This window comes from Mobilibacterium timonense (assembly GCF_900155555.1).
GTDB lineage: Bacteria > Bacillota > Clostridia > Peptostreptococcales > Anaerovoracaceae > Allobaileyella > Allobaileyella timonense.
In genome coordinates, this window is sequence record NZ_FUHN01000008.1 from 442,172 (window position 1) to 457,979 (window position 15,808).

The 15,808-nt window shown below is 56.9% G+C and carries 11 protein-coding genes; all 11 read right to left on the reverse strand.

The features are described from left to right. Window positions 1-5 precede the first annotated feature (5 nt). Complete coding sequence (gene prfA, locus BQ7382_RS08050) at window positions 6-1,070, reverse strand: peptide chain release factor 1 (RefSeq protein WP_077391597.1); 1,065 nt, start codon at window positions 1,068-1,070, stop codon at window positions 6-8. Between the two features lie 225 nt (window positions 1,071-1,295). Further along, window positions 1,296-1,493 (reverse strand): 50S ribosomal protein L31, encoded by a 198-nt coding sequence (rpmE, locus tag BQ7382_RS08055; RefSeq protein ID WP_077391598.1) that lies wholly within the window; start codon window positions 1,491-1,493, stop codon window positions 1,296-1,298. Between the two features lie 238 nt (window positions 1,494-1,731). After that, window positions 1,732-3,126 (reverse strand): NADPH-dependent glutamate synthase, encoded by a 1,395-nt coding sequence (gene gltA, locus BQ7382_RS08060; protein ID WP_331465918.1) that lies wholly within the window; start codon window positions 3,124-3,126, stop codon window positions 1,732-1,734. Next, window positions 3,119-3,967 carry a sulfide/dihydroorotate dehydrogenase-like FAD/NAD-binding protein gene (locus BQ7382_RS08065; protein WP_077391599.1) on the reverse strand — a complete coding sequence of 283 codons (849 nt, stop codon included), beginning with the start codon at window positions 3,965-3,967 and terminating at the stop codon, window positions 3,119-3,121. Before BQ7382_RS08065 ends, gltA begins: the two co-directional genes overlap by 8 nt. Before the next feature lie 1,002 nt (window positions 3,968-4,969). Beyond that, the gene (locus BQ7382_RS08070) at window positions 4,970-7,216 is read right to left on the reverse strand and encodes an SHIRT domain-containing protein (protein WP_077391600.1); all 2,247 of its coding nucleotides are present in this window, start codon (window positions 7,214-7,216) and stop codon (window positions 4,970-4,972) included. A gap of 340 nt (window positions 7,217-7,556) precedes the next feature. Further along, a complete protein-coding gene (gene proC, locus BQ7382_RS08075; protein ID WP_077391601.1) occupies window positions 7,557-8,351 on the reverse strand; it encodes a pyrroline-5-carboxylate reductase in 795 nt (264 codons plus the stop codon). A gap of 53 nt (window positions 8,352-8,404) precedes the next feature. Next, a complete protein-coding gene (locus tag BQ7382_RS08080) occupies window positions 8,405-9,106 on the reverse strand; it encodes an L-2-amino-thiazoline-4-carboxylic acid hydrolase (RefSeq protein ID WP_144082117.1) in 702 nt (233 codons plus the stop codon). Between the two features lie 107 nt (window positions 9,107-9,213). Next, complete coding sequence (locus tag BQ7382_RS08085) at window positions 9,214-10,290, reverse strand: D-alanine--D-alanine ligase family protein (RefSeq protein ID WP_077391603.1); 1,077 nt, start codon at window positions 10,288-10,290, stop codon at window positions 9,214-9,216. A gap of 117 nt (window positions 10,291-10,407) precedes the next feature. Then, window positions 10,408-12,894 carry a peptide chain release factor N(5)-glutamine methyltransferase gene (gene prmC, locus BQ7382_RS08090; RefSeq protein ID WP_144082118.1) on the reverse strand — a complete coding sequence of 829 codons (2,487 nt, stop codon included), beginning with the start codon at window positions 12,892-12,894 and terminating at the stop codon, window positions 10,408-10,410. Beyond that, window positions 12,887-13,915 carry a DUF1385 domain-containing protein gene (locus BQ7382_RS08095; RefSeq protein WP_077391605.1) on the reverse strand — a complete coding sequence of 343 codons (1,029 nt, stop codon included), beginning with the start codon at window positions 13,913-13,915 and terminating at the stop codon, window positions 12,887-12,889. The genes prmC and BQ7382_RS08095 overlap by 8 nt, the downstream gene beginning before the upstream one ends. Window positions 13,916-13,924: 9 nt before the next feature. After that, window positions 13,925-15,481, reverse strand: coding sequence for a transcription termination factor Rho (rho, locus tag BQ7382_RS08100; RefSeq protein WP_077391606.1), 1,557 nt, complete (start codon window positions 15,479-15,481; stop codon window positions 13,925-13,927). Window positions 15,482-15,808 lie beyond the last annotated feature (327 nt).

Genomic DNA, 15,808 nt, shown 5'->3' on the forward strand with positions numbered 1-15,808 from the left:
AGAAATTAAAAATTCTTCATCTTCTCCGCCTGATCCTGTGTGATCAGCCCGTCGATGATCTCGTCCAGGTCACCGTCGAGAATTGCATCCAACTTGTACAAGGTCAGATTGATCCTGTGGTCTGTGACCCTGCTCTGAGGGAAATTATATGTCCTGATCCTTTCGGAGCGGTCTCCGGATCCAATCTGGCTCTTCCTCTCAGCTGAAACGGCGTCGTTCTGCTCCTTCAGCTTGAGGTCGTAAAGCCTGGACTTCAGAACTTTGAAGGCTTTGTCCTTGTTCTTGATCTGTGATTTCTCGTCCTGGCACGTGACCACCAGTCCAGTAGGGATGTGGGTGAGCCTTACCGCGGAATCCGTGGTGTTTACGCACTGTCCGCCGTTGCCGGAGGCCCTGTACACGTCCACACGCACGTCGTTCGGATTCAGGTCCACCTCGACGTCGTCGATCTCCGGCAGGACCGCAACGGTGGCCGCCGAAGTGTGTATCCTTCCGCTGGACTCGGTCTCAGGCACGCGCTGCACCCTGTGGGTGCCGCTCTCGTACTTCAGGCGGGAATAGGCTCCTTTTCCCTTGATGAGGACCACCGCCTCCTTGACGCCGCCGATCTCCGTGTCGTTCATCTCGATGATCTCGGCCTTCCAGCGGTGACGCTCGGTGTAGCGCAGGTACATCCTCAGCAGGTCGTTTCCGAAAAGCGCCGCCTCGTCTCCGCCCGTGCCCGCACGTATCTCCAGAATGACGTTCTTCTGATCGTTAGGGTCTTTCGGTATAAGGAGCACTTTCAGGCTCTCCTGGAGCTGCTCCAACTTGTCCTCGTTCTCCTTGAGCTCCTCCCGGGCCATCTCCCTCAGCTCTTCATCGTCCTCGGCCTCAAGGATCTCCTTGGCCTCGTCGATCTCTTCCTTCGTCTTCTTGTATTCCTTGTACTCGTTCACGATAGGCTCCAGCTCGCCCATTTCCTTCATGTAGTTCCGCCAGGTCGGCTGGTCGGAGATAATGGCCGGATCCGCCACCTTGCGGGCCAGCTCCTGGTATTTCTCCAGGGTAAAATCCAATTTGTCAAACATCTTCTGTTCTCCTGTGTTTTATATATGGGGAAAAATGTGTTTTCTTGAAAAAGATTTGTTCCTCTGTCACGGTGCCCCGGCGTGTCCGCACGCTATGGCCATGCCCCGCTGCACCGTCTCCGTCCTCCGAAAATGCTTTCTCCGTGTGTCAGGCAGGTGAAACAATCGGGTACACCAAAAGAGAGGCTGCCGCTCTCTGCGTCAGCCCCTCCTGATTTTGCTTCCCTAAAGGTTGTATTTGTTCTTGAACTTCTCTACACGTCCGCCACGGCTAGCAAACTTCTGCTGACCTGTGAAGAACGGATGGCACTCAGAGCAAACGTCAACTCTCATCTCGTCCTTAGTTGACAGAGTAGTGAACGTATTTCCACATGCGCAAGTAACTTTACATTCCTTATACTCAGGATGGATTCCTTCCTTCATGTTGTTCGCCTCTTTCTGTTAGAGTCTGCCGACAGATCCCCGTGATCCAGCCTGACAGCTGTATCATTCTATCACCGGCGATGGAATACGTCAATTTGTTTTTTGCAAAGGCCCGTACGCCTTTTGTTTTCTAAGCGCCGCCAGAAAAAAGAGGAAGGCGCGACCCGCCTTCCTCTCATCGTTACCTTATTACTGCATTCGCGAAGTTTCAGGCTCATGTCCTAGCAGTCGCATGATCTTACTTGTTCAGGTAAGCGTCTATTCCTGCCGCGGCTTTCTTGCCTGCGCCCATGGCCTTGATGACCGTGGCCGCCCCTGTTACTGCGTCTCCGCCTGCAAAAACTCCCGGCCTCGTGCAGGCGTTGTTCTCCTCGTCGATCTTGATACCGCCCCTGTCGTTCTGATCCAGGCCCTCTGTGGTATCGCAGATCAGGCTGTTCAGCCTCGTGCCCAGCGCCATGATTACGGCGTCGACGTCGATGGTGAACTCCGAACCCTCCACCGGCACAGGTCTTCTCCTGCCGCTGGCGTCCGGCTCACCGAGCTCCATCTTGATGCACTCGACTTTTTCCACCTCGTTCTTGTCGTCGCCCAGGATGCGAACAGGGTTGTTGAGCAGGTGGAAGATGATCCCCTCTTCCTCGGCGTGCTCGATCTCCTCTGCCCTTGCAGGCATCTCGTCCCTGCCTCTCCTGTAGATGACGTGGACGTCGGCGCCCATCCTCTTTGCGCAGCGGGCCGCGTCCATGGCAACGTTTCCGCCGCCGACAACTGCCACCTTCTTGTGCTTCTTGATAGGTGTGTCGTAGTCGTCTCTGTAGGCCTTCATCAGGTTGATCCTGGTGAGGTACTCGTTTGCGGAGTACACGCCCACGAGGTTCTCACCCTCGATGTTCATGAATCTAGGCAGGCCTGCTCCGGTACCGACGAAAACGGCCTGATATCCCTCGTCAAAAAGGTCATCCACGTTCAGGGACTTTCCGATCACCACGTCCTTGATGAACTTCACGCCCTTGGCCTTAAGATTGTCTATCTCGTATGCCACGATGTCCTTAGGGAGCCTGAACTCAGGGATGCCGTAGACCAGAACTCCGCCTTCCTTGTGGAGGCTCTCGAACACGGTCACGTCGTATCCCATGTTTATCAGGTCGCCGGCGCAGGCCAGTCCCGCAGGGCCGGAACCCACGACTGCCACTCTCTTGTCCTTGTTGCTATCGTTCGCCGCGGCGGCGGAAGCCTTTTCCTTTTCCTGGTGCTCTCTGTGCCAGTCGGCCACGAAACGCTCCAGACGGCCAACTCCAACAGGCTCACCCTTGATGCCCCTCACGCACTTGCCCTCGCACTGGGTCTCCTGCGGGCACACGCGGCCGCAGATGGCAGGCAGGGAGTTCGTTGAGGTGATTATCTCGTAGGCTGCCTCGAAATCTCCCTCGGCCACCTTTGCCACGAACTCAGGGATGCGCACGTTCACGGGACATCCGCTGACACAAGGCTTGTTTTTGCAGTTCAGGCACCTCTGAGCCTCGCTGACGGCCATCTCCTCTGTGTATCCCAGGGCTACTTCCTGGAAGTTGCCGTTCCTGACGTTGGGATCCTGGGATGGCATCGGTGTTTTCACCATGCTGTTATTCATAATGTCTCACACCTCCTGTCAGTCTGCACACGTGCTCTCTCTCTTCTTTTTCCTCAGGCATGTAGTATGCGTTCCTGGCGATCAGGGTATCCCAGTCCACCAGCTGGCCGTCGAACTCCGGTCCGTCGACGCAGGCGTACTTGGTCTCGCCGCCCACGGAAACTCTGCATCCGCCGCACATTCCCGTGCCGTCGATCATGAGGGCAGTGAGAGACGCCACGGTCTTGATGCCGTATGGCTCTGTGACCTTGCACACGAACTTCATCATCACAGGAGGTCCTACGGTGATGACCTCGTCGTACTGAACACCGCTGTCGATGAGGGCCTTGAGCTTGTCGGTGGTAAAGCCCTTCTCGCCCTTCGTTCCGTCGTCGGTCATGAGGTAAAAATTGTCCACCGCTGCCTCGAACTCGTCCTCAAGTACGATGAGCTCCTCGGTCTTGAATCCGCTGACCATGTCCACGACGACGCCGGCGTCGTGAAGTCCCTTGGCAACAGGATACGCCAGGGCATTGCCGGTGCCTCCGCCTACGACGCAGACCCTTTTCAAGCCCTCCATCTCGGTAGGACGGCCAAGCGGTCCCGTGATGTCGGCGATGGACTCGCCCTCCTCCACCTGGGACAGAAGGCTCGTGCTCCTGCCGACCGCCTGGAAGATGATGGTGATGGTACCTTTTTCCTTATTGCTTCCTGCCATGGTGAGAGGCACTCTCTCGCCGTATTCGTCCACCCTGAAAATGATGAACTGCCCCGGCCGGGCTTTTGCGGCTACGTAAGGGGCCTCCAGCTCCATCCAGAACATGTCGTGGCTGAGCTGGCGCTTATATACCACTTTATGCATAAAGTCCTCCTTAGATCTTGATTCGCTAACAGTACAATTATACCGTCCGGCCTGGAAAACACAAGCAACACAGTGAACCAAACCCATTGATACAAATAGTGCATTTGACCAAAAAATAAACAATTGGGGCGTGAGGCAGCGGCTGCCCGTGCCTCCCGCAGCTCTGCCGCGTCCTTGTCGGAGGCTGGCCCACGGGCGGACGGATGCGGGCGGGCGACGGGATGCTACTGCGGGCGGGTGAATGCGGGCGGGCGACGGGATGCTACTGCGGGCGGATCGCGGGGAGCAGAAATTGAACTTCCTGAAAAAATACCGATCGTGATCCACTTTGAAATCGTTCATTGTGTTCAGAGGAGCAGTGCAAAGTAGATATTCCCACGTTTCTGCTGCTCATGGTGATGGTAGACGAGGGCTTTCCAGGGGAAACGCCGAAAAAGCCATGTTTTACTGGAAAAATTCATTGCTTTTACTCTCGGAAAAAATACAATCGACGTACAATCGGGATGTTGCGCCACGCGTATGGCATAACATTACCTATCCAAAGACCTTGGTCACATATGTCGGTCACATGAAGCATCATGCTATGCCAATGAGACTCTGAGCTATGACTCATCCCGTAAACCGATCTGGTTTCTCCTCTATGGATATCCCCTTTGGAGTTCTGGATCAGAATTTTTCCAGGGGAAACGCCAATTTTCGGGCATGTGGAGTGGAATCACAAATTTGAATAAATATTAATGCAGGGTTTTAACCGCTGTTCTCATCGTTTTGGCAAAAAATTTCAGCAACTGTATATTTACATTTTGAAAGATCTATGATTCGATTGCCCTCGTTTTCTTTCTACTGAGCCAAAATGGTCTTCTATCCAACAACAATGCCGTGCCGCTGGAGGCGGCCACAAGCAAGCCGGTCTCCAGCGGCATCGTTCTCGGAGCAGACAAGAGCGAAAAAAGAGAGATGGCAAACTGCCATCCCCCAAAAAAACATGAAGAACCTAATTCTTTACTTTTCCTGAACTTTTCTCCTCCGCCTTGCTATCGCAAATGCGGCCAGTGCGGCCCCGCTGATGCCCAGTATGGATGCGTACAGCTCAAAGTCTGTATCGTCTCCTGTACGCGGCGTGCCCTGTGCATCGCCGGTCCGGGTGATCTTTGTGTTTGTGGTCGAGCCGGAATTCGTATTTGAATTCGAATTCGCATTGCCCGGATCCGTCTTTTTGTCCGAGGTGAATGTCCAGGTTCCCGTGAGGGTGATGTCCTCGGTGCCCACGGTGACTTTTTCCTCGACAGGCTGGCCGTTGAGGGTCCAGCCTCCGAAGGTCCATGTACCGCCGTTGATCGGATCCTTCACCTTGCGCTGAACCGGGTCAGTGGAAACAGAGACGGCATCGTTTTTTGCATACTCATTGCCGTCCTTCGGGACAGAGATGACCTCTGCCGGGAAGCTGGAGGTATCAATGCCATCGGCACCTTCATACCTCAGCTGGTAATTCACCCTGTAGGTCTTTTCCCACTGGGCGTACAGCACGTCGTCGGCCTTGCCGTTGAGGACATATGTGCTGCCAGGCGCATACGGCGTCCCCGTCCCGTCGGCCTTCGTGTTCCAGCCGGTGAATCGGTAGCCCTGGCGGGTGAAACCGTTCTTTTCCACGGAAACACCGCTGCCGGCGTAGCCCTGTGACGGCGCAGTCGTCCCCTCAAACGCATCGCTGCCGGCATTAGCGTCATAGGTCAGGGCGTCCTGATCGGCCTGGAAAAGCCATCTTCCCTCGAAGTTCAGATCGTCGTCCCCCATGGTCGTGGTGCCGCTGATCAGCCTGTCGTAGAGGTACCAGCCCGTGAAATTCCAGGAACCGCTGTTGGCGTCATCCCTCACTGTGCTGCCAGTGGCAGGAGTTGCGGAGATGTTCACGGTGTTGCCCTTGGTGTACGCGTTGCTGTCCGTCGGCAGTATCGGGAATCCGGTCGGCGCAGTCACGCCGCCGAGGAAAGAGTAACTATAGCTGACCTTGTGGGCTTTTGCGTAGCCGTCGATCACGATGGCATCGCTGCTGGAATCGATGGTCGCGTTGGTCGTGACGCTGTATTGCTGGTTGTTTGCGCCCTTGAAAGGGAACTCGTAGCTGTAGATGAAGTTTGCCTCCACGCTGGCGTTGAGGCTGTTGTTTTTGATGTCATCCGCGGTCACGGCGTACTGGACCGTGCCGGTGTAAGTGTCGTTGCCAGACTTAGTCACATTGGAAAGAGGGATGTCTGTGGTGCTGGTTTTTCCGACGTGTACCACCGGTGTGCCGTTCAGCGCGGCTGAGTACTGATTCTGCATGTCTCCGGCACGGAGAGTAACAGTCAGCGTTATCACATCGCCTTCCTTGAGGCCACTCGTTCTGTCCGGCTCGATCTTAGCCTCCGGGACCGGCTGGAAGGCCTTGGCATCTACGGTGAGAATATTACCTTCTTTCTGGTATGCAGTGCCCCATCCGAAGGTGGCCACATACCCCTGATCCTGCATTCGCTTTACGTCCGAAGCTTTCAGGTACTTGCCCGGGCGGCCGAGGTAACTGCCATTGAGCGGGTATATGAAGTTGTTTACGTCGGCGGAGTCGATCCTTGTGATCAGGTAATTAGCATCAGGCTTCACAAACACCTCCACGAAGGCTTCCGAGCTCTGCGGTCCAGGTGCCGTCACCGGGGTAGCCCCGTTCACCGGACCCTCCGAGAGGACATTCCCTTTGGTGTCCACCACCATGTAGTACGCTGTCATGTTTTCCAGCTTCGGGGCCAGTGTCAGGCTCTTCTGCCACACTGCATACAGCGTGACTCCGCTCGATGGGACCACATAGTCGTCCCCCGGCTTGTATTCAGGCGTGGAAGTCGTGCTGCTCGTGGACCATCCCGCCAGGTGGCTGGCCTGATTCCCCGTTAGCGTCGCCACGTCAGCACCCGGGAGTGTGATGTGAGCCCCCGGGGCGGCCGAGACCTTGTTGGTGAAACCGGACTTAAAAGTCCCCCTGTTGGCGTTGTATGTAATCTGTACTGTTGCAGCATTTGCGGCGGCAACTGCTGTGCTGCTGTCGTTTCCGGAAGTGGAGTCGGCCGCAAAGGCCATCGCTCCCGGACTTATAGCCACCATCATCATCACCAGGACCGCGGAAAGAAACGCGTTGAACCTGGTATGCAAACTTCTGCTGCGGCCCGGCGTCAGGCCTGTGTTCCTGTCTTCTGTCTTGGACGTCATAATTCTTCTGATCATGCAAAACACCCCTTTTGATCTGATCTCACTTGCTGATGAATGTTTTATATTATTTGTTTCCAAGATGTATATTTACTATATTCTTTTAGTGCACATTTGTATTACCACCGGAGGACTTTTGTGTCAATAATTGGACAGGAAAAAGCGCACTTACCGTTATTTGTGCCGCCATTTGTCACCGAAAACGCTTCTCACTGGCACACAAAAAAGCGGCAGCCCCCGCCGCCGCTTTCGATCTTCAGATCCAGTTCTCCAGATCCCGGCACACAGCCGGTCTCCAAGTCCTGTCCTCAAGTTCGGTCATCGACCGGTTTTCAGGTCACGGTACCTCGCTCGCCTCTTAAAGGCTCCTGGACCTCTCGCTGGCTCTGACCACGCAGTCTATCACCGCATGTCTGAATCCGCCTTCCTCCAGTGCGTCGCAGCCCTCGATAGTGGTGCCTGCCGGGGACGTGACCATGTCCTTCAGCTGGCCCGGGTGCATGCCTGTCTCCAGGATCATCTTCGCGGATCCCAGGACGGTCTGTGCCGCAAGCTTGTAGGCCACATCTCTGGTGAGCCCTTCCTTCACGCCGCCGTCGGCGAGCGCCTCGATGAACATCGCCACGTAAGCCGGACCGCCGCCGCTGAGGCCGCACACCGCGTCAAGGTCGCTCTCCTTCACCCATAGAACAGTGCCGATAGATGCAAAAAGCTTTTCCGAGAAAGCCTCCTCTTCCGGTGAAAAGTCGTTGCCCTTGTTCAGCGCGAATGCTCCCTCATAAACGAGCGCCGGTGTGTTCGGCAGGAGCCTGAGGATCCTCGGTGTTCCGTCTATCGCCGCCTGGAGCCGGTCGGTGGTGACACCGGCCACGATGGAGAGCATTGCCTTTCCGTCCAGAGCTTTCCCGGTCATGGCCGCCGCCTCCTCGTACTGCTGAGGCTTCACCGCCATGAGCACGATGTCGCTCTTTGCCGCCAGCTCCTCATCGTCTTTTACAACGGTGAGGCCAAAATCCCTGGCAGCCTGCCGCGCCTCCTCCTTGATGTCCGCAACGTAAACGTCTTCCTTAGAGAGATAGCCGGCGTTCACAGCGCCTCTGGTGATGGCTCCTCCCATGTTTCCGAATCCGATGACTCCGAATTTGATCCCCATTTCAGCCTCCTTCTGCAGATGCTCTGCATTTTATATCCCAATGATTTATGCGGCTATTTTTCCGGCAAAAAGTCCTCCGGGCCGTATTTCAGCAGCGGGTCGAACTCCTCACGGCCGAAGATACCGATGTATTCATCGGAGGCTTTTCTGATGATGTCCTCCGCCTCTTCCGGAAAAGCGTCTCTTATAGCTCCGGTGATCGTGTTGTAGATGTGTGCGGTGTGATACTCGAAATCCTTCATGCAGGACGTTCCGAGCTGGGCTTTTTTTGACCTGACTTTCTCCTGGTCATTCTTGCTGAGCGGCTGTGTCCAGTTGAAAACGCACTTCTCTCCGCCCCAGCTCATGGTCGGGTACTCCGGAAGACATTTGAAGTCCGGGTCGAAGCCCTCGTACACCGCCTTATCCACGTTCACGCAGTAGTCGCGGCCGTACTCCAGAAGACCGTACTTTCTCCAGGCGTCGCACCATGCGCACTTAGAGATATAAGTCTTGTACTCCGGTTCGTTCTCCAGGGTGCCGAACTCCATCTGGCCGTCGTAGTCCGGCTTCCATTCTCCATAGGCCTGATTCGTCCAAAGGGCGATCGGGTCCCCGTTGGCCCTGGCGTTGGCCGCCATCCGCCGGCCGCGCTCCTTGCCGTACTGGATCATCCCCTGCTGGATGACGTGACGCCCGAGCTCTCCCTTTTCAAGAACGGTGTACTTGCAGAGAAGAGCGAACATCACCGCCTGATTTTCGATCCTCATAGTCATCAGATCACCTCCCGTTTCGAATGTTTTGATCATGCTTTTGAAAAAAGGGCGTTTCGTAACGACTCAGATCACGTCGATGCGAAACGTCCCCGCGTCACTGTGTCGTGCTATTTCCAGGTACTGTGTTCTTCCATCGCCAGCTCTATCAGGCTGTCCAGAAGCTGCGGCTGCGGCAGCCCCATGTCCTCCCACAGCATCGGGTACATGCTGATGTTGGTGAATCCCGGAAGGGTATTGATCTCGTTGAAGACGATCTCACCCTCGTTGCTGTAGAAGAAGTCCACGCGGGCCAGTCCCCTGCAGTCCATGGCCTTGTATATGGCCACGGCGTACTCCCGGATCCTGTTGATAGTCTCCTCTGGCAGGTCGTCCACTACTCTGGTCGTGGACTTCGGGTTGTTGTACTTTGCATCGTAGGTGTAGAACTCCTCGCCCGCCAGGATCTCGCCGACGCGGCTGGCCTTCGGATCGTAGTTGCCGAGGACGGCACACTCGATCTCCCTGCCGACGATCGCCTCCTCCACGAGTACCTTGGTGTCGTACTTGAAGGCCTCGGCAACGGCTTTTCTCAGGGACTCAGCGTCCTTCGCCTTGGAGGCACCGACCGAGGATCCCACGGAGGAAGGCTTCACGAAAAGAGGGAACTTCCCGTTGTGGGCGGTGAGCGCGTTCATCACCTCTCCCTCAGGGTCCTCCTTGTAGCTGTGGTACTGGAGCACGCAGTGCTTCGCCTGCCTCACCCCGGTGGTCGCCGCAAGCACCTTGGTTATGGTCTTGTCCATGGAATTCGCCATGGCTGCCACTCCGGATCCCACGTACGGGATCTCCGCCAGCTCCATGAGCCCCTGGATGTCTCCATCCTCTCCGTGTGCGCCGTGGAGCACAGGGATCACGCAGTCGATGTGCTTCGTCTCCGCCCTGTCTTCGCTGTCAAAAACAAGAAGACCGTGCACCACAGGATCGTGAGGGAAGACCACCTGACGGTTTTCCGGGTCTTTTTCCCAGCTGCCGTCGGCGATGGCCTCATATCCTGCCTCCGTCATGTACCATCTGCCTTCCTTGGTTATGCCGACTCTGCACACGTTGTACTTGTCCTTGTCCAGAGCCTTCAGCACGTTTACAGCTGAGTGCCTCGATACCTCGTGCTCCGGTGATTTTCCTCCGAAAATAACTGCGATTTCCATTTTTTCAATACTCCTGTTCCGCGGGCCAGCGTGCCGGATATCGAGTGATGCCGTGGCATGCGATCTTCTGACCGCACGAGCCGCAACACGCCTGCCGGCAAAAGCCCTTTTTCCATATTATTTATTTTTCAAAGCGATGATTACTCTGTCCTTGTTGTCCAGATCCTTGATGATCCTGGCGCCGTCGAAGTCGCCTCCCTGGCCAAGTATGGTCACCACGTCCACCGCCTGGTCGTAGCCGATCTCAAGGGCGAGGACACCGTGGGACACCAGGTGAGCCCCGGCCTCCTTCGCGATCCTGCGATAGATCGTCAGGCCGTCTTTTCCTCCGTCGAGAGCCCTTCGCGGCTCGTGGTCCCTGACCTCAGGCTGCAGGGTCTCGATGACATCCGATTTGATATAAGGCGGATTGCAGACGATGACGTCGAACTTTTTCCAGCCCGGGAGTGCGTCAAAAAGGTCTCCCGTCACGAAGGTGCACCTCTGGAAAACACCGTTCAGCTGAGCGTTGTCCATAGCCACGCTGATGGCCTCGGTGCTGATGTCCGCCATGGTGACCTGGGCGTCCGGCCTTTCGTATGCCAGCGATACCCCGATGGCGCCGCTGCCGGTGCACATGTCGAGGATCTCCGGTTTTTCCAGCTCCCTGCCCTTGATCACTCCGAGGACCTGCTCCACCAGCACCTCGGTGTCCTGGCGAGGTATGAGCACGTATTCGTTCACCCGGAAAGGCAGCCCCATGAACTCCTGCACACCGATTATGTACTGGAGCGGCTCGCCGTGGAGGCGGCGCTCGATCATCTTCTCGTATTCCTTGATGGCCAGGTCGTCCAGGACCTCGTCCCTGCGGAGGATTATGTCCTTGTCGGAAAAGCCGAAGACATATCTGAAGATCTCCGTGGCGTCGTGGCGGCCGTTTTCCACGAACATAAGCTCCTGGCGTCCGTACTTCAGGGCATTCCGCACGGTGCGGTGATCCTGCCCGTACCGGGTCGCCTTCACTTTCATGTAGCTCTCCCGGCGGTTCTTGTCGGCGATCTCCCGCTCTGCCGCTGCAGCGAACTCCATGGCGCTGGCGGAAGCCTCAGGCAATTTGCTTTCTTTTTTCGCTTTCTTTATAGCTTCCTCAGATTCAGTGGCGGCATCGCTCACGGCCTGGCGCATCTTCTCGGCCATCTTCCTGGCGCCTTTGGACTCATTCCCGAATACGGCGTCCAGCTGCATGGTCACGTCGCTGCGAGCAGGCTTCGGTGCTTGTTCAGGCGTCTGCTTCTCAGTGCCATGCTTTTCATCGGTTCTCGTCGGTATCTGTGCAGGTCTGCGGGCAGGGTCAGCTGTGGCCTGCGCCCTTGCCGTCTCCTCTTCCTTCTTCTTCAGCCTTGCCTCAGCCTCGGCTATGGACCGGGCAAGAGCCTCGGCCTCTCCCTGGAGCTCGTACAGAGTCTCCCTGCGCTTCTTCGGATCCATCTTACTGAGCGGAGAGTCCTCATCGGCAGGCTTTGTGGTCACCGCCGATGCGGTCGCTCCACTGCTGTGTTTTCCTATGTAAAAGTCTTCTGGCTCTGCGCCAGCCGCGGCTGGCGAGTCAGGTGAAACTGCCGTTCCAGACGCTTCGTGTGCGCCATGGCGAGGTCCTGGTGCCGGTTCCGCATCCGTAGCACTGGAGGCCTCCTCTGTTGCTTGCGCAGCTGCGGCTGGCACCGTCTCTGCAGCCTTCAAATCGGACTTCTCGTCGACCTGTCCGTCTGACTTTTCGTCGACCTGTCCGTCGGACTTCTCTGATCCCGGAAGCTGAGCTATCTCCTCTGCCTCCTCTTCCTCAGGCTCGTGCTCTGTGAACTTCTTCTTAAGCCGCTCGAAGAACTCTGACAGCTTCCCCTTTGACTTCTCCAGCGTCTTCTGGGAGACCTCCTCCACGGTGTCAACCGCGTGGCCGATCATCTTCTCCGTTCTCGACTCCGGCTCCTCGTCCAGGATCGGCGCACTGCGCTGGCGCTCCAGCATCTGGGTCACCATCTTGTCGGCCTGCTCCCGGCGGCGGCGGATCTCTTCCATCTCTTCATCCATGCCGCCGGCCCTTGTCACTGATTTGTGATCGCCAGCCTGAAGGGCCGTGGTGGTCAGTGTTCCCATGCGGGTCATGGAGGTCCGGGCGGCCGCCTCTGCGGCCTTCGAGCCGATGAGGTCAAAGGCTTTTCCAGGTTTCCCTGGTCTTCCCGGCATTCCAGGCCTCTTCTTCCTCTGAGATTTGTAAAGCTGTGTGTTGTAGGCGAGGTCTTCCCTGCCTGCAGATCCCGCGGCGCCTGCGGTCTCTGATATTCCAGAGAGCACCGAGTTTCCGGCCACTCTGGTCCGGTCCTTATCCGAGCCGCTTGAAAAACTGTCCATCAGCTCGTCGTCGAACGTCCGCATCACGCCCAGGTGGTCATCATAGTCAGAGCTCTCCCCGGCCGCATGGCTGCTGCCGGAAAAATCTTTTTCCTGAGTCGTCGCGCCTTGGCCTGCCTGAGCGCTGCTGTCCTCGGGCTCTTCCTCTCCCGCATTCCTGTCCAGCTCCTGGGTGAGCCATTCATCGATATCATATCCTTTTGTGACGTCATTCATCTTGACCCTCCTCGTACTCCGGCGGAACGCCGTCAACATCCGAATCTTCTTCCCCGACCACGCCGTCGACATCCGGCGCATCCGGGTCCACCAGCACTGCCTTCAGGGCTGTCATAGCTATCTCCACCTGGCTGTCTTCTGGCTCTGCCGTGGTGATCTTCTGGAAAAGAAGGCCTGGCACCGACAGCCAGCGAACTATCACGTTGTCGCTTCGGCCCGCCCAGCGCAACAGCTCGTAGCTGATGCCCGCGATCACCGGTATCAGCAGGATCCTCGAGGCGATGCGCATGCCCAGACTTGGCCACCCCAGGAACGAGAACAGCAGCAGGCTCACGATCATCACGAACATGAGGAAGCTGGTGCCGCACCTCGGGTGGAGAGTCGGGAACTGCCTGGCGTTTTCCGGGACCAGCTCCAGTCCGCTCTCAAATGTGTGGATGGACTTATGCTCTGCCCCGTGGTACCGGAACATGGTGTCCACGTCGTCCATTCTTCGTATCGCAACGATATACAGCAGGAAAAGCAGTATTCTGAAGATGCCTTCTATCAGATTCAGCGCGATGTCGCTGTGGATGAAGGCCCCAAGCCAGTTGACCGCCCAGGTCGGGAAGATCACGAATCCCAGCACCGTGATGGCGATGGCCAGGATCACCGATATGGTGAGCATGACATTCCACGCCGCCCTTGGCCCGAATCTGTCGTTGAGCCAGTTTTCGAATCTCGTCGGCTCCTCCGTCTCCTCCTCAGGCAGGTACCTCTCCAGTATGTCCGCGGAGTCCATCAGCGTGCCCATTCCAGTAGCCAGGGACTGCACGAAGGACACCACCCCTCTCACGAGTGGGATCTTCCGCCAGCGCCCCGGCGGCTTCTGCTTTTCCGTTCGCAGATATACGTCTCCCCCGGGAAGCCGCATCGCCAGGGCCATCCTGTCCGGCCCCCGCATCATGACACCGTCCATCACGGCCTGACCACCGATGGACGTAGGCTTGACTCCTGGGATAAAAATCTTTTTAAAATCCATATACTCTCGCTATCTCCCCTGGCGCAGCTCCGTCTCCATTATATCGAGAAAATCCTGATTGCTCCTGGTGTGAGAGATGTTGTCGATAATGTCCTCTGTGACCTCTGCGGCATTGCCGTCCGCCATGGCCCTGCGCAGGAGGTTCATCACGGTCCACTCCTGAGGGCTCAGGAGGAGGTCCTCCCGGCGGGTGCTTGACCTGCTCAGGTCGATGGCCGGGAAGATCCGGCGCTCGGACAGCTTCCTGTCCAGTACCAGCTCCATGTTTCCCGTGCCCTTGAACTCCTCGAAGATCACGTCGTCCATCCTGCTGCCCGTGTCCACCAGGGCCGTGGCCAGGATCGTCACGCTTCCGCCCTCCTCGAGGTTTCTGGCAGTCCCGAAAAACTTTTTCGGCGGGTGCAGCGCCCCCGGGTCGAGTCCTCCAGAAAGTGTGCGGCCAGAGCTCGGCACCTCCATATTATACGCCCTCGCCAGCCTGGTGATGCTGTCCAGGAGGATCATCACGTCCTTGCCCTGCTCGGCCAGTCTCTTGGCGCGGCTGTTCACCATCTCGGCCACCTTCACGTGGTGAGCCGGCAACTCGTCGAATGTGGAATATATCACCTCTCCCCTGGTGAGTGACCTCTTCATATCCGTGACTTCCTCAGGTCTCTCGTCGATGAGGAGCACTATCAGCTCGATGTCAGGGTAGTTAGTCTCCACAGCGTTGGCGATCTTCTTGAGGAGCACCGTCTTTCCTGCCTTAGGCTGGGCGACGATCAGGCCCCTCTGGCCTTTTCCGACCGGGGCGATGAGGTCCACGAGCCTGGTGGACAGCTCGATGCTGGTTGCCTCCAGCTTGATGCGCTCGTTTGGAAAAATCGGTGTCAGATCGTCGAAGTGAGGGCGGTTCCTGCACACTCCCGGGTCGTCGCCGTTTACGGTGTTCACGTAAAGGAGGGCGCCGAAGCGCTCGTCTCTGTGCGGCTTTCTCGAGATGCCGTTGATCTTGTCTCCCGTCTTGAGGCGGAAGCGGCGGATCTGGGCAGGTGAAACGTAGATGTCCTTATCTGAGGTCAGGAAGTTGTTGAACCTCAGGAATCCGAATCCTCCCTCGGCGATCTCCAGGATTCCCTCGACTACAGGGCGCTCCTCCTCGTTCTCCCTGTCGTTCTCTTTTTCGCGATCTTTTTCGTTTTCCTTATCTGTTTCCCTGCTGTTTTCCTTGTCGCTTGTATTTTCCTCCTCGTCGCCGGTCTCATCGTTTACCGTACTGGCATCTCCGGACTCGGCCGCAATGGCCACCTCCTCTCCAGCGGAAGCATCAGATATATCCTTAAGATCCTCAGCCCCGGCAGCGCCGTTCGCCTCGGTCTCATTGGCTGTCTCATCCGCCCCGGCCGTTTCGGACGCTTTCGGCTCCACCGGCTTCTTGCGCGGACGACCCCGGCGTTTCGCCGGCTTTTTTTCCTTTTTCTCGTCCTCGCTCTTCTCCACCGCCTCTGTCTTCTGCTCCTGAGCTTCCTTCAGCTCGGCCTCGGCAGCTGCGGTCTCGGTGTCCTTTTTCTTTCTAGCTGGTGCCATTCTCTACTCCGTTTCGTTCTTTCTGTTATTGCAAAAATCTTCTATTCTGTAGTCCTGATATGATGATAACGCCCGACTGACCCGTTGAAATTCGCAAAAAACCGCTCTTTTGCTGGTATCAGTTCCTTCTTTTCCAAATCATGAGATCTCCGGGGAAAATTCTTCTTGGATCGATCCGGGTGACATCCGGATCCGTGGAAACCACCGGCAGGCCTCCGGTGGGATCTGCGCCTTCGGCAGATCGTTCATGGCTGGCGGGCCCGGACCGGCTGCTCGCCTCGCTCCGGGCCCACATAAGATCAGCGTTTCGGACGGGCCTTGTCTTTG